20 protein-coding genes are annotated in these 19,160 nt (G+C 56.9%); 4 read left to right on the plus strand and 16 right to left on the minus strand.

Annotated features, from left to right (window positions below; all coding sequences use genetic code 11):
• Positions 1-17: 17 nt before the first annotated feature.
• The 6 genes from ACYASS_RS13005 to ACYASS_RS13030 form a co-directional block, all read right to left on the minus strand.
• Entirely contained in the window at positions 18-671 is a 654-nt protein-coding gene (locus ACYASS_RS13005; protein ID WP_463586432.1) for an HAD family hydrolase, read from the minus strand.
• A gap of 185 nt (positions 672-856) precedes the next feature.
• Complete coding sequence (locus tag ACYASS_RS13010; RefSeq protein ID WP_463586433.1) at positions 857-1,846, minus strand: ABC transporter ATP-binding protein; 990 nt, start codon at positions 1,844-1,846, stop codon at positions 857-859.
• Between the two features lies 1 nt (position 1,847).
• On the minus strand, positions 1,848-2,645 hold the full coding sequence (locus tag ACYASS_RS13015) for an ABC transporter permease (RefSeq protein WP_463586434.1): 798 nt from the start codon (positions 2,643-2,645) through the stop codon (positions 1,848-1,850).
• A complete protein-coding gene (locus ACYASS_RS13020) occupies positions 2,632-3,474 on the minus strand; it encodes an ABC transporter permease (RefSeq protein ID WP_122667449.1) in 843 nt (280 codons plus the stop codon). Before ACYASS_RS13020 ends, ACYASS_RS13015 begins: the two co-directional genes overlap by 14 nt.
• Positions 3,471-4,277, minus strand: coding sequence for an alkaline phosphatase family protein (locus ACYASS_RS13025; RefSeq protein WP_463586435.1), 807 nt, complete (start codon positions 4,275-4,277; stop codon positions 3,471-3,473). The genes ACYASS_RS13020 and ACYASS_RS13025 overlap by 4 nt, the downstream gene beginning before the upstream one ends.
• 78 nt (positions 4,278-4,355) lie before the next feature.
• On the minus strand, positions 4,356-5,423 hold the full coding sequence (locus ACYASS_RS13030; RefSeq protein ID WP_349972067.1) for an ABC transporter substrate-binding protein: 1,068 nt from the start codon (positions 5,421-5,423) through the stop codon (positions 4,356-4,358).
• Between the two features lie 362 nt (positions 5,424-5,785).
• On the opposite strand from ACYASS_RS13030, the gene ACYASS_RS13035 reads away from it, so the two are divergent.
• The gene (locus ACYASS_RS13035) at positions 5,786-6,505 is read left to right on the plus strand and encodes a UTRA domain-containing protein (RefSeq protein ID WP_463586436.1); all 720 of its coding nucleotides are present in this window, start codon (positions 5,786-5,788) and stop codon (positions 6,503-6,505) included.
• A gap of 193 nt (positions 6,506-6,698) precedes the next feature.
• Here ACYASS_RS13035 and ACYASS_RS13040 read toward each other — a convergent pair whose 3' ends face one another.
• The 6 genes from ACYASS_RS13040 to minC all read right to left on the minus strand — a co-directional run bounded on the left by ACYASS_RS13040 (position 6,699) and on the right by minC (position 11,183).
• Positions 6,699-6,863: a hypothetical protein gene (locus ACYASS_RS13040; RefSeq protein WP_349972069.1), complete on the minus strand. Its 165-nt coding sequence runs from the start codon at positions 6,861-6,863 to the stop codon at positions 6,699-6,701.
• 114 nt (positions 6,864-6,977) lie between these two features.
• The gene (locus ACYASS_RS13045; RefSeq protein WP_463586437.1) at positions 6,978-8,267 is read right to left on the minus strand and encodes a M18 family aminopeptidase; all 1,290 of its coding nucleotides are present in this window, start codon (positions 8,265-8,267) and stop codon (positions 6,978-6,980) included.
• A 183-nt stretch (positions 8,268-8,450) separates the two neighbouring features.
• Positions 8,451-9,086, minus strand: a complete 636-nt coding sequence (locus tag ACYASS_RS13050) for an RluA family pseudouridine synthase (protein WP_027898646.1) — start codon at positions 9,084-9,086, stop codon at positions 8,451-8,453.
• Between the two features lie 80 nt (positions 9,087-9,166).
• Entirely contained in the window at positions 9,167-9,421 is a 255-nt protein-coding gene (gene minE, locus ACYASS_RS13055) for a cell division topological specificity factor MinE (RefSeq protein ID WP_122667456.1), read from the minus strand.
• Positions 9,421-10,233, minus strand: a complete 813-nt coding sequence (minD, locus tag ACYASS_RS13060; protein ID WP_032630046.1) for a septum site-determining protein MinD — start codon at positions 10,231-10,233, stop codon at positions 9,421-9,423. The genes minE and minD overlap by 1 nt, the downstream gene beginning before the upstream one ends.
• Before the next feature lie 209 nt (positions 10,234-10,442).
• Complete coding sequence (minC, locus tag ACYASS_RS13065) at positions 10,443-11,183, minus strand: septum site-determining protein MinC (RefSeq protein WP_463586438.1); 741 nt, start codon at positions 11,181-11,183, stop codon at positions 10,443-10,445.
• A gap of 119 nt (positions 11,184-11,302) precedes the next feature.
• Between minC and ACYASS_RS13070 the strand changes: the two genes are divergently transcribed.
• Entirely contained in the window at positions 11,303-12,235 is a 933-nt protein-coding gene (locus ACYASS_RS13070; RefSeq protein WP_463586439.1) for a lipid A biosynthesis lauroyl acyltransferase, read from the plus strand.
• 19 nt (positions 12,236-12,254) lie between these two features.
• Entirely contained in the window at positions 12,255-13,439 is a 1,185-nt protein-coding gene (locus ACYASS_RS13075; protein ID WP_463586440.1) for a patatin-like phospholipase family protein, read from the plus strand.
• A gap of 134 nt (positions 13,440-13,573) precedes the next feature.
• Here ACYASS_RS13075 and ACYASS_RS13080 read toward each other — a convergent pair whose 3' ends face one another.
• The 3 genes from ACYASS_RS13080 to ACYASS_RS13090 all read right to left on the minus strand — a co-directional run bounded on the left by ACYASS_RS13080 (position 13,574) and on the right by ACYASS_RS13090 (position 16,803).
• Entirely contained in the window at positions 13,574-14,428 is an 855-nt protein-coding gene (locus tag ACYASS_RS13080) for a pirin family protein (RefSeq protein WP_463586441.1), read from the minus strand.
• Positions 14,429-14,696: 268 nt separating this feature from the next.
• Positions 14,697-15,512: an MlaA family lipoprotein gene (locus ACYASS_RS13085; RefSeq protein WP_122667460.1), complete on the minus strand. Its 816-nt coding sequence runs from the start codon at positions 15,510-15,512 to the stop codon at positions 14,697-14,699.
• Positions 15,505-16,803: a serine/threonine protein kinase gene (locus ACYASS_RS13090; RefSeq protein ID WP_463586442.1), complete on the minus strand. Its 1,299-nt coding sequence runs from the start codon at positions 16,801-16,803 to the stop codon at positions 15,505-15,507. Before ACYASS_RS13090 ends, ACYASS_RS13085 begins: the two co-directional genes overlap by 8 nt.
• Before the next feature lie 1,325 nt (positions 16,804-18,128).
• Here ACYASS_RS13090 and ACYASS_RS13095 point away from each other — a divergent pair.
• Positions 18,129-18,977, plus strand: coding sequence for a glycine betaine ABC transporter substrate-binding protein (locus tag ACYASS_RS13095; protein ID WP_463586443.1), 849 nt, complete (start codon positions 18,129-18,131; stop codon positions 18,975-18,977).
• A 1-nt stretch (position 18,978) separates the two neighbouring features.
• Here the strand turns inward: ACYASS_RS13095 and ACYASS_RS13100 are convergent.
• A partial coding sequence (locus tag ACYASS_RS13100) for a hypothetical protein (RefSeq protein ID WP_463586444.1) occupies positions 18,979-19,160 on the minus strand: 182 nt, incomplete at its 5' end.

Here is a 19,160-nt window from a genome sequence, read left to right on the forward strand (position 1 = left end):
GGTCGTCAATGTACGGGTTATTTCCAGCTGTGAATCGGCCATCCGGCCTTCTGCGCATGTTCCAGCAAGGTCGGGTCCGGATTCACCACATGCGGATGATCCACCTTGAGCAGCAGCGGCAAATCGTTGCGTGAATCTGAATAGAAGCTCGCGCCTTCAAGGTTTTCACCTTCGGCGTCCAGCCACTCCATCAGGCGGGTGATCTTGCCTTCGCGGTAAGTCAGTGTGCCGACGGTCTTGCCGTTGTAAACACCGTGAGCCACGTCCAGATCAATAGCCAGCACTTCATCGATACCGATGCGTTCTGCGATCGGTTTTACCAGATGAACGCCGGACGCTGAAATCACCAGGATCCGGTCACCGGCAGCGCGATGCTCGGCGATGCATTTGGTGGCGTCACTGAAAATGATCGGCTCGATGTAATCCTCGACCCACGGCCCGACCAGGTGGTCGACTTCTTCAGGTGTACGGCCAAGCATCGGCTCCAGGCTGAAGGCCATGTAGTCCTCCATCGCCAGTTTGCCTTCGCTGTAGGCCTGCATCAGTTCGTGGTCGCGCTTGATGAATGAGGCTGAGTCAACCCAGCCAAGCCTGGCCATCTGCTCGCTCCACAGACTGGCGCAGTCACCGGCGATCAGGGTTTCATCCAGGTCAAAAATTGCTAAAGCCATTAAAAGCTGTCCTCTGAAAATTAACTGAGCTGCGGCGCGGTTCTCTGTAGGAGTGAGCTTGCTCGCGATGGCGTTCTATTCGTGACGCAACCATCAAATTCGAGAATGCTATCGCGAGCAAGCTCACTCCTACAGAGGACATTGATCAGGCCTTGGTATTTGGCCGGATTAACACCGCCTCGTGATCAAGCCACCTCGCAAAGCGCCAAAGCATCAATACTCAGCGTCACTCGCGTCCCGTCAGCCAGCAAATCCTCTGCCGAGCGATTGAGCACGTCCACCACCAATTCCACACCGCGGGCCTCGACCCGGTAGCGGATCACGTTGCCCAACAGGCTGTGGCTGCGGATTTGCCCTTCAAGTTCGCCGGTCAGGCTCAGTTGAATGGCCTCCGGGCGAATGGCGATGCGGCTGTTGATCGGACGCTGCATCAGGCGGCTGACGTCTTCGGCTTCGAGCAGGTTGTAGTTGCCGATAAAGCCAGCGGCGAAAACATCCACCGGCGCAGTGTAAAGGGTTTCGGCGTCGCCGCTCTGCACGATACGACCCTGATTCATCAGGAAAATGCGATCTGACATGGTCAGTGCTTCTTCCTGATCGTGGGTGACGAAGATCGTGGTCAGGCCCAGTTCACGCTGAATCGCACGTATCTGCTCACGCAAGTGTTTGCGAATCCGCGCATCCAGCGCCGACAGTGGCTCATCCAGCAGCAACAGGCGCGGGCGAGTCACAAGCGAGCGGGCGAGGGCTACGCGTTGGCACTGGCCGCCGGACATTTGATGCGGATAACGGTTGGCAAAATCAGTCAGTTCCACCAGCTTCAACACTTCGGCAACCCGTTTGTGGGTGTCGTCGGCATTGACCTTCTGCATGCGCAGACCAAAGGCGACGTTCTGCTCCACGGTCATGTTGGGAAACAGCGCATAGCTCTGGAATACCATGCCGATGTTGCGCTTCTGCGGGGTGACTGGCACCAAGTCCAGGCCATCGAGCACGATGCGCCCACTGTTGACCGAAGTTAACCCGGCGATGCAACGCAACAGGGTCGACTTGCCACAACCGGACGGGCCGAGCAGGGTGACGAATTCACCGCGCTCGATGGTGCAGTTGATGTCACTGAACACCGCTGTGCTGCCGTAATTTTTTTGCAGGTTTTCGACGCTGACAAAACTCATATCAGTCTTTGTCCTTATTCAAGCGATTGGCGACCAGGGTCAGCAGCAACACGAAGAGGAAGTAGGAAATCACCAGCGCACTGTTGAAGTGACCGCTGCTGTTACGCATGTTGTTCAGGTACACCTGCAAGGTTTCATAGCGGGTGCCGACCAGCAGGTTGGCAAACACGAACTCGCCGAACAGGAAGGAAAACGACAGCAGCAGAGCGACCATCAGACCTTTGCGCAGGTTAGGCAGCACCACCAGAAACGCCGCCTGCCAGGTGTTGGCACCGAGTAACTGCGCAGCGTCCATCAGATCCGTCAGGTTGATCGCCTGCAGGTTGTTACTGATTGCCCGGTACATGAATGGCAGGGCGACGGTGAAGTAGCAGCCGATCAGAATCCATGGCGTGCCGACCATTGCGAACGGTCCTGAACCGTACAGCTGCAGCAAACCCACTGATGACGCGACTGGCGGCACTGCGAAGGGCAGCAGGATCAGGATGTTCATCAGCGCATCCAGGCGCGGGAAGTGGTAATGCACCACGAACAGCAGCGGCAGGATCAGCACCACCGACAAGATCAGCGCGCCGACGCAGACCAGTAACGACTGGCCAAACGCAGCGAGGAAGCGCGGATCGCTCCACAGCGCGATGTACCACTTGAAGGTCAGGCCGCTAGGCAGAATGCTTGCCGACCAACTGGTCGCCACTGAATACAACAGCGTGCCGAGCAGCGGCAGCAGCAGGATGAAAAACAGCAGGTAAACGATAGTCCGGTGATAAAACCGGGCAGGGCCTCTTTCAACGCGAGACATGGTAGCTCCTCTTCAGCAACCACTGATGAACGACGGTGACCAGCGTCATCAGACCGACCAGAATCATCGCCAGGGCGCTGGCCATGTTTGGATCGAGACTGATATCGCCCGCGACCATGGCTGCAATACGGATCGGCAGCACGTTGAAGTTGCCCGTGGTTAGGGCATAGACCGTGGCGTAGGCGCCCAGGGCATTGGCCAGCAGAATGACAAAAGTGCCGAGCAAGGCAGGAGTCAGCACCGGCAAGCCGATGTAACGCCAGAACTGAAAGCTGCTGGCGCCAAGCAACGATGCCGAATCACGCCAGTCCTGACGCAGGGCATCGAAGGCCGGATAAAGCAGCAATACGCCAAGGGGAATCTGGAAATAGGTATAGAGGATGATCAGCCCGGTTTTCGAATACAGGTTGAAATCTTCGATGATTCCCGCCTGCTTGAGCATCAAGGTCACGGCGCCGTTGAAGCCCAGCAGAATGATGAACGCAAAGGCCAACGGCACGCCTGAGAAGTTGCTGGTCATGTTGGCGAACGAATTGACGAAGTCCCGCAGGCGCGAATCCACGTTGCGCAGCGAATAACTGCCCAGCACCGCAATGATGATGCCGAACAGGCTGGACCAGAAGCTGATCTCCAGGCTGAACTGCATGGCCTGACGATAGAACCGCGAGTCGAAAGCCTTGATGAAGTTTTCAATGCCCCAGCCTGCTTCGGAATGCAGGCTGTTGATCGCTACCCAGCCCAGCGGCGCGATCTGGAACACGAAGAAGAACAGGGCGAAAGGGAGCAGGCAGAGAAGCCCGAGCCATTTGCCGCGATTTTGGGTGCTCACTTGAGAATCTCCCGGCAGAACGGTTTGTCATGGGGCACACCGAGCAGTTCGCAGACAATGCCGCACAGCTCGGTTTGCCTGGGCGTTGCCTCAGGGTTCAAATTGAACGCACTGCCGAGCACGAACAGCGGCACCTCGCGCTCTTCGGGCAACAGGCCATTGTGGGAGCGGTCGTTGTTCATGCCGTGGTCGGCAGTGATCAATACCTGATAACCGGCGTCGAGCCAGCCTTGCAGGTAATCCGCGATGATGATGTCAACGCTGCGCGCGCTGTTGCGGTATTGCGGGCTGTCGAGGCCGTGCTTGTGCCCGGCGTCGTCGATATTCATGGGGTGAATCAACAGCAGATTCGGCGTGTGTCTGACCCGCAGGCTTTCTGCGTCGGCGAACAGGTGCGAATCGGGATAATGGTCGGCGTAATAAAAGTGGCCGTGTTGAATCGGTAGTTCGAGGTCGTCGGTATGACGATCACGTGCAGCATCGAACGGCGTGCGGTTATACAACTCGCTGACCCAGTGATACGCAGCCGCAGCCGTGGTAAGCCCGGCGTCGGTAGCGTAGTGGAACATGCTGCGCTGGTTCGATAACCGGGAAACCTGGTTATGGACGATGCCGCTTTCAATCGGCGGTACGCCGGTCAGGATGCATTCGTACAGCGGGCGCGAGAGTGCCGGCAGTTCGCATTCCAGCTTGTAGAGCACGGCGCGATCTGCGTTGGCGTAAGCCTGCAGATGGCCCATCGCATGTCGGGCCACTTCGTAATTGAGGCCGTCGAGTACGATGAGGATGACATTGTGTTTCATGAGCCAATCGCTCCGGCAGGCACAGGCTTTTTGGGGAATGACGGGGGAAACGGCCTCATCCTTGAGGCCCGTAGCGCATCAGTTCATTTCAACGATGACTTGCTCGTTCCACATCTGTGGCAGTGCTTTGGAGGTTTTCTCCCATGCAGCTGCGTTTTTGATCGGGGTCACGCCTTTGTATTGCTCGTTTGGCAGCAGCTTGGCCTGCACTTCAGGTGGCAGGGTGAGGTGCTCGGCACGAATCGGACGTGCGTTGCCCTTGGCCAGGTTGATCTGACCGGCGTCACTGAAGATGTATTCACGGGCCAGCTTGGCGGCGTTAGGGTTCTTCGCGTATTTGTTGATGATGGTGGTGTAGCCGGAAATCACCGAACCGTCGGACGGGATCAGCACCACGTAGTCATCCGGGTTGGTCATCTTGGCCTTGTAGCTCAGGCCGTTGAAGTCCCAGACGATGCCCACTTCAACTTCGCCTTTTTCCATGCTCTGGATGTTCGGGTTGTTGAGGGCCAGACGCTTTTGCTTGGCCAGTTCGGTGAACAGTTGCAGGCCGGGCGCGATGTTGCTTTCGTCGCCTTTCATGGCAATCGCGGCAGCCAGAACCCCGTTGGCAGCCTGAGCCGCGGTGCTCACGTCACCCACGGTAACCTTGTACTTGCCCTCCTTCAGGTCAGACCACTTGGTGGGTACTTCGGAACCGTGCAGTAACTTCTTGTTGACCACGAAAGCGATGGTGCCGGTGTAGGCCAGTGCCCAGTGACCGTCTTTATCTTTCGCCCAGTCCGGAACCTGATCCCAAGTGCTTGGCTTGTAGGGTTGGGTCACGCCTTTAGCCGCTGCAATCGGGCCGAAAGCCGCGCCGACGTCGCCGATGTCGGCACTGGCGTTGTCTTTTTCCGCATCGAACTTGGCGATTTCCTGGGCCGAGCTCATGTCTGTGTCCATGTGCTTGAGGCCGTACTTGGTCAGCAGATCCGCCCAGGTGTCTTTCCAGTTCGCCCAGTCATCCGGCATGCCAACACTGTTGACCGCGCCTTCAACCTTGGCGGCTGCTTCAAGGGTTTTCAGGTCAGCGTCCGCCGCCATGACGGAGGTGCTGAGAGCGATAGCGGAACCGAGGAGTGATGCCAGCAAAAGGTGTTTCATTCGAAGCTCCTTGTGCACTTCTGAAAGATCTTTTTAGAAGTGATCGTTGCGGGTTGGTTGGTCTAGGTCAGCAATACCTGAGCCAAGTTAAGCTTTTTCGATGACATTTTTATGTTGATGCAGCTTGTTACCCAAAGGCTGCATAGCGAGCTGACCGGGTGCGGGGTAAGCGTAGACCATGATCAAAGCCTTGATCTGAAAGGCCTACAGCGTTTTATTAGAGCGGGGCTGGCATGGTTTGTGATGGACATTGTCATGGAGCAGTCATCTACACTCCGTAGGCTGTTTCTGCGCACCAACGTGTGCAATGAGAATTATCAGTGCGCTGTTTTGGCGCTGGTCTAGTCCAGTAAGGAAGCCTGATGCGCGAAGAAGTGCCCCGTGCGGTCACAACGATTTGTAATGCCCTGCAAGAGCAGATCGAGCATGGTCTGCTGCCGCCTGGCAGCAAGTTGCCCGCCGAACGCAAGCTGAGTGAAGTCTTCGACACTACGCGTATCACCTTGCGAGAGGCCTTGGTGCAGCTCGAAGCGCTGGGGCTTATTTATAGAGAAGAGAGGCGGGGATGGTTCATTTCGCCGCCACGTTTGGCGTATGACTTGATGCGCCGCAGTCACTTCCACGCCATGGTCGAGGCTCAAGGGCGGGTCGCTGACACTCATGTCATTTCTGCACGCCTGCAACCGGCCTCGGCAAAAATATGCGAAATGCTGCAATTGCCTGCACTGTCCAGCGTGGTCCAGATCTGCCGCGCCCGGCGCATAGATCAGCGTCTGGTGCTGTATGTGGAGCACTACCTGAACCCCGAATACTTCCCCGGCATCCTCGATTACGACCTCAATCAGTCACTGACCGAGTTGTACGCCAGCCGCTATGAACTGCGTTACGGCCAGGTCCGCTTCGAGATGGTGCCCACCGCCCTGCATGCGGAAGCATCGGCAGCGCTCAAAGTTTCACTGGGCAGCCCAGGCTTGCGGATTGCCAGGGTCAACTTCGACCAGAATGGCCGGTTGATCGATTGCGACCTGGAATACTGGCGGCACGATGCGATACATGTGAGCGCGGTGGTGCGGGATATTTGAGCGGTTGCCAGGGGGGGTATGAAACCAATATCTATCTGACTCCACCTGATCTGTAGGAGCTCACCGAGGTTACGACGCCCGCGATGGCGGCTTGTCTGACAGAACGCTATCGCTGCCACGCGTTGCTCGTGAGCTCCTACAGAGAGGTCTCTACTTCGCGATAACTCGTTGAAACTTGATCAGGAGGGCCATCTCACGTCAGCTTCTGCAAAATCTTGAACACGACAGTGCCCAGAATCCCGATCATCCCCAACCAGATCATGAACACACCGCTGTTGCGCTCCTGATAGTTGTAGCCAACGCATAGCAGTACCATGCCCGCCAGAATCGGTAACAGAATCGAGAAAAAAGCGTCCATTACGTCCCACCTCCAGAGCGCTGATGAGTTCAGTCTAGGCGGGTTTGGACGTTATGGCGTTGATAGGAGGCAGGTTTGGGCAAGCAGCGATACCGGGCCTGCTTGCCCACTTGCTTATGGCAACTCATGACTCGCATAAAACGCGGTCAATACCTTCACCAGATGCGCCAGGTCATGACTGCCCGCCAATTCCCGGATCGAGTGCATGGCAAACGTCGGCAAGCCGATGTCCACGGTGCGTACGCCCAGGTGGCTGGCAGTGATCGGGCCGATGGTTGAGCCACAGGCCATGTCGCTGCGCACCACGAAGCTTTGTACCGGTACTTCTTCAGCCATGCACAGGTGGCGGAAGAAACCGGCGGTTTCGCTATTGGTCGCGTAACGCTGGTTGCTGTTGACCTTGATCACCGGGCCTGCATTGAGTTTCGGGCCGTGGTTGGCGTCGTGCTTCTCGGCGTAGTTGGGGTGAATGCCGTGGGCGTTGTCGGCGGAGACCAGCAATGACTTCTGGATCGTACGCACGTAATCCGCGCCATCGGGCAGCAGACGCTGAAGGATCTGTTCCAGCATCGGGCCGTCAGCACCGCAGGTCGACGACGAGCCCACTTCTTCATGGTCGGTGCAGACCAGCAGACAGGTTTCATCAGTGTCGGTGCTGAGCAGCGCTTGCAGACCGGCATAGCACGAGAGCAGGTTGTCCAGGCGCGCACCGGCAATGAAGTCGGCATTGAGTCCGACTACGGCGGCGCTTTGTGTGTCGTAGAAACTCAGCTCGTAATCAAGCACTACATCAGCGTTCAGGCCGTGTTCGCGTGCCAGTTGATCGGTGAGCAGGGCGCGGAAGTCGGCGCGTTCATCACCGGCAACTTGAGCGAGGATCGGCGGCAGCTCGGTTTGCGGGTTGATCGTCCAGCCTTCGTTGGCGGTGCGATTGAGGTGGATCGCCAGGTTGGGGATCACGGCAATCGGTAGCTTGAAGTCGATCAGTTGGCTTTCGACCTTGCCATCGCGACGGAACGTGACGCGGCCAGCCAGAGACAGATCGCGGTCGAACCATGGCGCGAGCAGGGCACCGCCGTAGACTTCGACGCCCAGTTGCCAAAAGCCCTGCCGTTGCAGCTCAGGTTGCGGCTTGACCCGCAGGCATGGGCTGTCGGTATGAGCGCCGACCATGCGAATGCCGCCGGTCAACGGCGACTGCCGGCCCAGGCGGAACGCCACGATGGACGAGTCATTACGGGTGACGTAATACCGGCCGCCGGTTTCGGTGGCCCAGGTTTCGCGTTCGTCCAGGCGCTGAAAGCCAGCAGCCTCAAGGTGTTGAACGAGAGTAGCGGTTGCATGGAAAGGGGTAGGAGAGGCCTTGAGGAAATCAATCAGGCCTTTGTTCAGCTCATCGCGCATAAGTCACTCCAGACAGCAATGGCGGGAGTTTACCGTATTGGCGGGGCGATGTTGGCAAGTCATTGAAGGCAGTGTGACCTTATCGCGAGCAAGCTCGGCTCCCACAGGGAGAATTCGATCTCATGTGGGAGCCGAGCTTGCTCGCGATTCAGGCGCCGCAAATATGAAGCTCGCTTCAGGTAATCAAAACGGCGCAGGACACTCAAACCGCAACCTCTCGCCGCTCTGCGGATGGGTAAAGCTCAGCATGCTTGCATGCAGGCACAAGCGCGGATACGCCGCCAAAGCTTCCGGATGTGCATACAGACCATCGCCCAGCAACGGATGACCGATTGACAGCATGTGCACTCGCAACTGATGCGAGCGCCCGGTAATCGGCGTCAGTTCGACCCGGCTGTAATGGCCGCAGCGCTCCAGTACTTTCCAGAAGGTCTGCGCATGCTTGCCAGCTTCGTGATCCACCACATGCCGAGGCTTGGTGGGAGGATCGTAGCGAAGGGGCAGGTCGATGCTGCCGCTGTCCAGCGTCGGTTCACCCCAGCACAGCGCGGTGTAGGCTTTTTCGGTTTCCCGGTCATGAAACTGCCGGGACAGCTCGCGATGCGTGTCCGGATCACGGGCCAGCAGAATGATCCCGGAGGTTTCCCAATCCAGTCGATGGACGATGCGGGCTTCGGGGTAGCCGTTTTCCTGCAGGCGGGTAATCAGGCAATCCTTGTTGTCCTCGGCACGGCCGGGGACGGAAAGCAGCAGGGTTGGCTTATCAATCACCAGAACGGCAGCGTCCTGATGAATGATGCGGATGTTCGACAACGGCATTTAACGGCCTCTAAACGCAACGGCGGCATCAGCCCCACTCGCAAGAATGGTGCTAATGCCGCCGCAAGCAACCGCCGGATCTAGCGATCTGGCAGGGTGATGTTGAGTTCCAGAATCGAACAGCTGCCCTGATTTTCCAGAGCAACCTGCACATCGTTGGACTCGATGTTGACGTACTTGCGGATCACTTCAACCAGCTCTTTTTGCAGGGCTGGCAAGTAGTCCGGAGTTGTACGCTGGCCGCGTTCATGCGCCACGATGATCTGTAGACGCTCTTTCGCGACCGACGCGGTGGTGGTTTTTTTGCTGGCGCGAAAGAAGTCGAAAATGTTCATCAGTTACCCCCGAACAGGCGTTCGAAAAATCCTTTCTTCTGTACGTCCAGGAAACGGTGCTCACGATCTTTGCCCAACAGACGATCAACAGCATCGCTGTAGGCCTGACCGGCATCGCTCTGCTCATCAAGGATGACTGGCACGCCCTGGTTGGAAGCTTTCAGTACTGCCTGCGACTCAGGGATCACGCCCAGCAGTGTCACCGCGAGGATTTCCTTGACGTCTTCAACGCCCAGCATCTCGCCCTTGCTCACACGCTCCGGGTTGTAGCGGGTCAGCAACAGGTGTTCCTTGATCGGCTCTTCGTTACGCTCGGCGCGACGCGATTTGCTGGCCAGCAGGCCCAGCATGCGGTCAGAGTCACGTACAGACGATACTTCCGGGTTGGTCACGACGATCGCTTCGTCGGCGAAGTACATCGCCAGGTGAGCACCTGTCTCGATACCGGCCGGGGAGTCGCAGACGATGTACTCGAAGGATTCCTTGAGTTCCATCAGGACTTTTTCCACGCCTTCTTTGGTCAGCGCTTCCTTGTCACGGGTCTGGCTGGCAGCCAGAACGTACAGGCCTTCGATCTTCTTGTCTTTGATCAGGGCCTGTTGCAGGTTGGCTTCGCCGTTTACCACGTTGACGAAGTCATACACCACGCGACGCTCGCAGCCCATGATCAGGTCGAGGTTACGCAAGCCGACGTCGAAGTCGACGATGACAGTTTTGTGGCCGCGCAATGCGAGACCGGTGCCGATGGCGGCGCTGGTGGTGGTCTTGCCCACACCACCCTTGCCGGATGTAACCACGAGAATCTTGGCCAAGGTGTATCACCCCTAGAGGAAAAGGACAGTTAGTCCTGAAGAGCGTCCCTTGAAGCGGCGACCGTCGAACAATGATGGAAATTGAAAGCTCCCCGGTGTCCTACCTTGAGAGCAATTTGCCAGGAACGATGAAAGCTCCCGGATTTCCTACTACCTTTGCTACGTTTTCGCGACGAATCAGGGATGCTTTGAAAATGGCGCAGTATCCGTTAAAGCCGGATGATGTTCAACACGTCACCTGACAGGCTGACCTGTACCGACGTACCCCAGAGTGGATCCCTGCGTAAATCTTCGGAAACCTTGTATTGCCCGGCGATGGATATCAGCTCCGCGCCCATTTGCTGACAGAAAATTCGCGCTTTGGTGTCGCCTTTTATTCCTGCCAGCGCCCGTCCGCGCAATGGGCCGTAAACATGGATGTTGCCATCGGCCAGAAGTTCCGCACCGGGACTGACCGGGGCAATGACCACCAGGTCGCCGCCGGGGGCGTAAATCTGCTGTCCACCGCGCACCGGCGTAGTGATCACGCGCGTAGGCTTGACGGTGGGCTCTGGCGGTTTTTCCGCTTTTTTCTTCGCAGCGTCGCCTTCCAGAGGGTCCAGTGGACGCTCACGGGCACCTGATGGTGGCAATACCGGCAAATCAATCGCGATGGCAGCGGCGATGTCTTCGATACGGCTGGCACGGATCGCCAGGGTACGCAGGCCATGCTGGCGGCAAACCCGCATCAGGCCGGGCAAATCCACGGCACCGCTGTCGGCGGGGAGCTTGTCGAGGGCCAGCACCAGCGGGGTGTTGCTGAAAAAATTCGGAGCCTGAGCCACTTTTGCCGCCAACTGACGGTCGAGGGCCTCAAGGTTGTTGCGAGCCAGCTCCAACACGGTGATGGCGAGCATGCTGCCCTTGAGTTGGAAGACTGGATCCTGTTCTTGCGATTCGTTTTGGCTCATGGTCGGCATACAACGGCTTGTCGCTAAAAGTGCCGAGACTTATAACGAGAACGCCCGCTAGCCGCAAGCGGGGTCGAACCGTTGTAGAATGCGCGGCCATGGTTCTGATGGAAGCTTTAATGGATCGCCCGCGTTTTCGAGCTTACTTTCTTCACCCCCGTTTCTGGCCGCTATGGTTGGGGCTTGGGCTGCTGTGGCTGGTTGTTCAACTGCCATTTCGCGTTCTGTTAGTCATCGGACGGCTGTTGGGCGCAGTGATGTACCGGTTCGCCGCTGATCGCAAATACATTGCGTCGCGCAATCTGGATCTGTGTTTTCCGCATCTGTCCGCGGATGAACGCAAGCGTCTGCTCAAGGAAAACTTCGCCTCAACCGGCATCGCCTTTTTTGAAATGGCCATGAGCTGGTGGTGGTCCAGAGAGCGCATCGCCAGGCTGGCGCACATCGAAGGCCTTGAGCATTTGCAGGCCGCTCAGCAGCAAGGGCAGGGCGTGATTCTCATGGCGCTGCATTTCACTACGCTGGAAGTCGGTGCTGCGCTGTTGGGGCAGCAGCACACGATTGATGGCATGTACCGCGAACATAAAAATCCGCTGTTCGATTTTGTTCAGCGTCGCGGTCGTGAGCGGCACAATCTGGATTCGCTGGCTGTCGAGCGTGAAGACGTACGCGGCATGCTCAAGCTACTGCGTGCCGGCCGCGCCATCTGGTACGCACCGGATCAGGATTACGGCGCGAAGCAGAGCGTTTTCGTCCCGTTGTTCGGCATTCAGGCTGCGACCGTGACGGCGACCAGCAAATTTGCCAAGCTGGGACGTGCTCAGGTTGTACCGTTTACTCAGCAGCGCCTGGCTGACGGCAGTGGCTATCGATTGGTCATCCATGCGCCGTTGCAGGATTTTCCGGGCGAAAGTGATGAAGTCGATTGCCTGCGCATCAATCAATGGGTAGAAAGTGCCATTACGGAGTGTCCTGAGCAGTATCTCTGGGCGCACCGTCGATTCAAAAGCCGACCTCCGGGCGAGCCTAAAATCTATAAAAAGCGTGAGTGATCAACTGAGGCGCAGCTAAATGCTTGAACCCGTCATCGCAATGGATGCTGTGAATGATGTAGAACCCGTTACCGGGTTGATTCTGTCTGGTGGTGGGGCGAGAGCTGCTTATCAGGTCGGGGTGTTGGCGGGGATCGCCGATTTGCTGCCTCCTGGAGCACCCAATCCGTTTCCGGTCATCGTCGGTACCTCCGCGGGTGCCATCAATGCCGTCAAACTGGCCAGCGGCGCATTGCATTTTCGAACCGCTATTCATCAGTTGACCGAGTTCTGGCAGGGTTTTCGTAGCCATCAGGTGCTGCGTAGCGACTGGCCAGGCGTGATGAGTCAGGCTGGCCGATTCTTCGGCAACAGCCTGTTGGGGATCGGTTCCCAAGTGCCCGTCGCCTTGCTCAACAGCTCGCCGCTGCGCGATCTCCTGACCGAGCGGCTGGATCTGCAAGGCATCGATGCTGCTATCGCAGCCAAACACCTGCGCGCCGTGGCAGTCACCGCTTTTGGTTACGAGTCGGGCCACGCCATGACTTTCTACCAAGGCAAGGGCACCATCGATCCGTGGCTGCGCCATCGGCGCCTGGGCGTACCGACCCAGTTGACCATCGACCATTTGCTCGCCAGTTCGGCGATCCCGCTGTTGTTCGCGCCGGTCAAGATCGATCAGGAATACTTCGGCGACGGCGCTGTGCGTCAATCCGCACCTATCAGCCCGGCATTGCATCTGGGGGCCAATCGCGTGTTGGTCGTCGGTGTCAGCGGCAACCCGCGCGGCGCCGATGCCAACAGGCAGGTGCAACGGGTCACGAACGGCAAGCAGCCTACTCTGGCGCAGATTAGTGGACACATGCTTAACAGCACGTTCATTGACAACCTTGAAAGTGACATTGAAGTTCTGGAGCGCATGAATCTGGTCAGTGATCTGCTGCCCTGCGAGCATCGGGTGCGACAGAAGGGGCTGGCTCCGGTGGAAGTCCTGATCATCGCCCCAAGCCAGCCGATCGACCAGATCGCTGCACGCCACCGCCATGAACTGCCCCGCGCGCTGCGCACCTTTCTGCGTGGCCCCGGAGCCACCAAGACCAGTGGCGCCAGTGTGCTCAGCTATTTGCTGTTTGAAGCGGGTTACTGTCGGGAGTTGATCGAACTGGGCCGCCATGACGCTATCGCTCAGGGCGAACAGCTGAAGCGCTTTTTGCGGTTGCCGTGAACTCAGATCATGCCTTGTAACTGTAGGACCGAGCTTGCTCGCGATAGCGTCAGTTCAGCCAATAATGGTTCGACTGATGACCCGCTATCGCGAGCAAGCTCACTCCTACAGAGGTTTGCCTCAGCCACAATTCCTCAAGCCGTCAACCGATCATCCCGAAAATCCCGCAGCGCCTGCTCGATCTCTTCCCGGGTGTTCATCACGAACGGTCCGTATTGCACGATCGGCTCACGCAGTGGCTTGCCTGCGATCAGTAACACTCGGGCACCGTCTTTGGTGTTCAGTTGCAGCTCGCCTTCCCCGGTCAGTCGCACCATGCGGCTGGCACTGACGCTCTGCGGATGACCGGCTAGCTCCAGGCTGCCTTCGTAGACATACAGCAACGCAAGATGCCCTTGGGGAATCTTCGGGCTGATGCTGCTACCGGCAGGCATGTGAAAGTCGAAATACTGCGGCTCAGTGTCTGGACGTTGCACTGCACCCGCTTGCTGGATTTGGCCGTCGTCGAACTGACCGGCGATCACCACTACGTCAACACCGTTTTGGGTCGTTAGACGCGGGATGTTCTCCGGCTGGATGTCCTGATAGCTGGCGTCGCTGAGCTTGTTCTTGCCTGGCAGGTTCAGCCACAGCTGGAAGCCGCGCATCACACCTTCCTCCTGCTCAGGCATTTCGCTGTGGATAATGCCTCGCGCAGCGGTCATCCATTGCACGCCGCCACCTTGCAGCAGGCCGACGTTGCCCATGTGATCTTCATGACGCATACGGCCTTCGAGCATGTAGGTTACGGTTTCAAAACCACGGTGCGGATGTGGCGGGAAGCCGGCGATGTAATCGTCCGGCTTGTCGGAACCGAACTCATCAAGCATCAGAAACGGATCGAACTGCTCGACACCTGGCCCACCAAATACACGCGTCAGTTTTACCCCGGCACCGTCCGACGCGGGTTGACCCGCCTGGATCGAAAGCACTTTACGAAATTGGCTCATGGCGTTCTCCTCATCAATGGCGACCATGCTATGCCTGTTTGGCCGATTGATGGGTGATGATTTTGCGGGTAACTAATCAGGTTTGTGGATGTAAATAATGACGGTAGGAGCGAATTTATTCGCGAAGACTGCTTCCCAGGCGCTAGAGATGCAGTGGATGTACCTGCCTATTCGCGAATGAATTCGCTGCCACAGGTTTACCTCCCATTGCTCACACAAAAACGGCCAGCCGGATCGCTCCGGCTGGCCGTTTTTTTTCGCCGTGGTGTTACTCGGCGATCTGCAACTTGCGGGCTTCGGTGTAGACGTAACGCACTTTCTCGTATTCGAACGGCGAGTTCATCTGACCGTAGCGGAAGCTGGTGGTGTAGCGACGATCAATCGCCCGCAACAGGTAGAGTTCCGGGTGATCGCTGCTGACCTGTGCCACGTTGAGGAAGTTGATCTGCGATTCGGCTGTGAAGTCGAACAGCAGGCCGCCGGTGTCACGCAGGTTGGACGGGCCTAGCAGCGGCAGGACCAGGTACGGACCGGCCGGTACACCGTAGAAACCAAGAGTCTGGCCGAAGTCTTCGTTCTGGCGAGGCAGGCCCATTTTGGTTGCCGGGTCCCACAGGCCGACGACACCGATGGTGGTGTTAACCAGCAGGCGACCTGTGGTTTCCAGCGAGCGCTGACCTTTGAACTGGAACAGGCTGTTCAGCAGGTTAGGAATTTCACCCAGATTGGCGAAGAAGTTGCTCACGCCAGTGCGCACGAAGCTTGGGGTCACGTAGCGGTAGCCGTTGACCACCGGAAGGAAAACCCACTCATCGAAACGGTAGTTGAAGTGGTAGACGCGTCGGTTCCAGGACTCAAGCGGGTCATAGACTTCCAGTGCGGTCAGCGTGGCGCGTTCAAATTCCCGTTGATCCAGGCCCGGGTTGAACTGCAGCGATTTCAGCGGCTGGGTAAAACCGTCAGCATCGTCTTGACGCAGCACAGTGGCCGGGTGTTCGGCGATATTGCTGTCGACGACCGGGTCCGCAGCCTGAACGGTCCCTGCGCAGAGCAGGGCAGCGAGGAGTAAAAGACGTTTAGCCACGGAAGAACTCCAGCATGGCGTCGCTGTTGACGCGGTAATTGATGTTGCCGCAATGGCCGCCGTAAGGGTAAACGGTCAGGCGATCGCCGAATGTCTTGCGCAGGAAGCCCAGGTCGCCGGAGCCCAGAATCACATCGTCAGCGTTGTGCATGACGGAGATCTTCTTGCTGGTGTGCAGGTAATCCTTGAGCGCGTACAGGCTGACCTGATCAACCAGTTGCAGCAGGCTGCCGCCATCGGTGCGGGCACGCCACATCGGGATGACTTGCTCGGTCAGGTAGCAGTCGAAGTCGCACTGCAGCGCGCGACGCAGGAACGGCGAAAGGCTGGTGCCTTCGGTGATCGGGAATTTCGGTGGCGTGATCAGACCGCGACGGTTGATCAGGTCAGAGGTAAACGCGATATCGGCCGATGAAAAGCGGAACGAGGTGCCGATCAACATCGCCATCTGTTCATTGGTCAGGTGCTGCTTGGACTGCTGGAAGTCATACAGCAACGCGTCGTTGAGGTCGATGTAACCCTTCTGACGGAAGTAACGGGTCAGTTTGGCCAGTACCAGCTCATAGAAGGTGGTGCTGTTATCGATGCCCTTGACGTTGGTCTGTACCAGCTTGTCCAGGTTGGAGATCGAGGTGTAGAGGTTGACCGGCGGGTTGAGCAGCAGGACTTTCTTGAAGTTGAAGCTGCGGCGGGTTTCATCCAGACGACTGACAAATGCTGCGTTCAGCGCGCCGAGACTGTAGCCCGTCAGATAGAAGTCGGTGATTTTCAGTTCGGTCTGTTGCGCGCGTACCGCTTGCATTACGCGGTACAGGTCCTCGGCATCTTCAGTAGAGATACCCGGGGTTGCAAAACGCGAGGCCGAGCTCATGAAGTCATAGCTGGTTGGCGAAGACAGCTGAACAACGTGGTAGCCCGCGCCGTAGTACAGCTTCTTGAGGAATTCGTTGATGGTGCTGTTGTAAGGCGCGCCGGTGCCTGCGATCAGAAAGATCAGTGGCGCGGCATGGTCTTGTCTGGCCATGCGGTAACGCAGCTTTTTCACGGCCCAGAAGTTATCTGGCAGCGTGAACTCGCGCTCCGGGCGCAGATTCAGGGTGTAGTCGTCCTGATCGATGTCATCGTCTGCTGGCAGCTCCGGACGCATGTCGGGAGGCGTGGTAGCAATGGTTGCTTCGAATGGGTTCTTTAGAGGATAGCCATACGTGGCGGGGTCGACATCGACCGCCATAGCGGACGCACTCAAACAGAGGCCACCAATGACGGCAGCAAAGCGCAGGAAACGGAGCATGACTAGATCCCTTGGGAAAGAAGTGCTGATGAGGTACGCGGGCTATGACCATTGGTGTAGTGCCAAAGTGCCGTAATCGCCAGCGAACCTTTTGTAAATAGTTCGAGACAATACACGTTCTCTGGCGTCAGGGGAGCAGCAGTGTGCTTTTTTATCGTTTATAAAATGAATGGGCGGGATTTGCGGAGGGCTTGCGTTACGCGGCATGCGGTGTGGCTGTCTGCACGGGATCCCTGTAGGAGTGAGCTTGCTCGCGATAGCGTTTAATCAGGCGAGCTATTTTTTGACAGGTCGATTGCAATCGCGAGCAAGCTCACTCCTACAGGGGCGTTTCAATTTAAAGGATTAGCTGTTGTGTGATAGGAGAGCGATTGGTCTGGCCCACACAAACTCCAGACAGCATAAAGGGGAGCCTGGGCTCCCCTTTAAATGGTTTTACGTGCTCTTTTTTTATTGTTTTAGGGTGGCCTGTTGTTGTTTTTGGCGACCGCTCCCTTTACTGCGTTCTTGTTCGATCCCCATCCGGGATCAAGAGCAAACGTATTTTTTTGAGCGCTGACCTTACTTCGACCTTGCGATCCAACCAGTTCGGGAGCTACCTGAAGGTAGTTTTATTGTTCTCTGCCCGGTTGCGAGAGCCCGAAGGCGCCTCTGTGAAGCTGATCCACTCCAAAAAAATCTGTTAGCTGCGTCTCTGTGCCTTTGTTCTTGTTATGTCAGAGCCGATACGTCTTGTTCTTATTAGGTGTACTGCATTTTTATTCTTGTTATGCCAGAGATATAGCAGGGTCTGTGCCAACTTTAATAATCCTATTAAAATCAATAGCTTGTGATTTTCAATATTTGCTTTGTCGGTGCAGGGGTGGTGATTATGTTCCCGTGTTACACGCTGTTACAGCGATTGCTGACCTCGCGGTAACACTCCTGTCATTGAAAAGCGTTACCCGGTAGCGGCCGATGAGAAGGCGAGTCGAATGCCTCGATGCGCTGCACTTCAACAAGAGACAGGTCTTTTATCGCTAACAGGGAGGGGGTGTCGTTTGACATGCAAATTTCGGACGGAACTGCCCGCCTTTTACGACAAGGTTGTCGCTGATGGCACTCAGGTGTCGTTTCTCCGTGCCTTGATGTCGCTGACAGAGCATGTCGTATTACTCCACAGGTTGATGATCAAGGGGCGATACGATGCTGGCCATCATTCGTCGAGTCATTGAGGCGTGAAAAAGTGCGCAGTGCTCCAAGGCTGGGCGCGGACTGCGGTCTTTATAAAAACGTTAACGATGCCTGACCTTATTGTCGGGCGCGAGACTACCGGGGAAGTAACGATGAAAATGCGAAAAATCCTGGGCGTGAGTGCTGCTCTGGCGCTTGCTGTCAGTTCCACGCTGGCACATGCCAAAGAAGTGAGTATCGGTTACGTCGATGGCTGGTCCGACAGCGTCGCGACCACGAACGTCGCTGCTGAAGTCATCAAGCAAAAGCTGGGTTATGACGTGAAACTCCAGGCAGTGGCGGCCGGGATCATGTGGCAGGGCGTTGCGACGGGCAAGCTGGACATGATGCTGTCGGCCTGGCTGCCTGTTACCCACGGCGAGTACCTGGCCAAGAATAAAGACAACGTTGTGAACTATGGCTCCAACTTCAAGGACGCCAAAATTGGCTTGATCGTGCCCGAGTACGTGAAAGCCAACAGCATTGAAGACCTCAAGACGGATGATTCCTTCAAGAAGAAAATCACCGGTATCGATGCGGGGTCGGGCGTGATGCTCAAGACCGATGAAGCCATCAAGGCTTACGGGCTGGATGGTTACAAATTGCAGGCCAGTTCGGGGGCGGGCATGATTGCCGAGCTGACTCGTGCTTATGGCAAGGAGCAGTCCATCGCAGTGACCGGCTGGGTACCGCACTGGATGTTTGCCAAGTGGAAGCTCAAATTCCTTGAAGATCCGAAGGGCGTCTATGGTGCTGCTGAAACCGTTGACAGCATCGGTAGCAAAGAGCTGGCCACCAAGGCACCGGAAGTGGTGGAGTTCCTGAAGAAATTCCAGTGGAAGTCCAAGGATGAAATTGGCGAGGTCATGCTGGCTATACAGGACGGCGCCAAACCAGAAGCAGCTGCCAAGGATTGGGTCGCCAAGCACCCTGATCGCGTGAAGGAGTGGACTGGCAAATAAGTCAGCCTGCTTGCGTAGCATCTGAAGCCGCCCGGTTAATCACCGGGCGGTTTTTTTTGTGTCCAGGTAAAAAGTCTTGAACCACCACAATTTTATGAGTGTCGGTGGCCTTTTGTAGGAGTGAGCTTGCTCGCGATAGCGTCGGGTCAGTCAAGGAGTTCATTACCTGACCCGACGCTATCG

The organism is Pseudomonas sp. HP_14, from assembly GCF_055283875.1.

Bases quoted from the DNA above. Each gene is read 5' to 3' on its own strand.
- ACYASS_RS13080 (WP_463586441.1), bottom strand. From the start codon at position 14,428: ATGAGCCAATTTCGTAAAGTGCTTTCGATCCAGGCGGGTCAACCCGCG.
- minC (WP_463586438.1), bottom strand. From the start codon at position 11,183: ATGAGCCAAAACGAATCGCAAGAACAGGATCCAGTCTTCCAACTCAAG.
- ACYASS_RS13025 (WP_463586435.1), bottom strand. From the start codon at position 4,277: ATGAAACACAATGTCATCCTCATCGTACTCGACGGCCTCAATTACGAA.
- minE (WP_122667456.1), bottom strand. From the start codon at position 9,421: ATGAACATTTTCGACTTCTTTCGCGCCAGCAAAAAAACCACCACCGCG.
- ACYASS_RS13015 (WP_463586434.1), bottom strand. From the start codon at position 2,645: ATGTCTCGCGTTGAAAGAGGCCCTGCCCGGTTTTATCACCGGACTATC.
- ACYASS_RS13005 (WP_463586432.1), bottom strand. From the start codon at position 671: ATGGCTTTAGCAATTTTTGACCTGGATGAAACCCTGATCGCCGGTGAC.
- ACYASS_RS13045 (WP_463586437.1), bottom strand. From the start codon at position 8,267: ATGCGCGATGAGCTGAACAAAGGCCTGATTGATTTCCTCAAGGCCTCT.
- ACYASS_RS13090 (WP_463586442.1), bottom strand. From the start codon at position 16,803: ATGCTCCGTTTCCTGCGCTTTGCTGCCGTCATTGGTGGCCTCTGTTTG.
- ACYASS_RS13075 (WP_463586440.1), top strand. From the start codon at position 12,255: ATGCTTGAACCCGTCATCGCAATGGATGCTGTGAATGATGTAGAACCC.
- ACYASS_RS13040 (WP_349972069.1), bottom strand. From the start codon at position 6,863: ATGGACGCTTTTTTCTCGATTCTGTTACCGATTCTGGCGGGCATGGTA.
- ACYASS_RS13050 (WP_027898646.1), bottom strand. From the start codon at position 9,086: ATGCCGTTGTCGAACATCCGCATCATTCATCAGGACGCTGCCGTTCTG.
- ACYASS_RS13070 (WP_463586439.1), top strand. From the start codon at position 11,303: ATGGATCGCCCGCGTTTTCGAGCTTACTTTCTTCACCCCCGTTTCTGG.
- ACYASS_RS13095 (WP_463586443.1), top strand. From the start codon at position 18,129: ATGAAAATGCGAAAAATCCTGGGCGTGAGTGCTGCTCTGGCGCTTGCT.
- ACYASS_RS13030 (WP_349972067.1), bottom strand. From the start codon at position 5,423: ATGAAACACCTTTTGCTGGCATCACTCCTCGGTTCCGCTATCGCTCTC.
- ACYASS_RS13035 (WP_463586436.1), top strand. From the start codon at position 5,786: ATGCGCGAAGAAGTGCCCCGTGCGGTCACAACGATTTGTAATGCCCTG.
- ACYASS_RS13010 (WP_463586433.1), bottom strand. From the start codon at position 1,846: ATGAGTTTTGTCAGCGTCGAAAACCTGCAAAAAAATTACGGCAGCACA.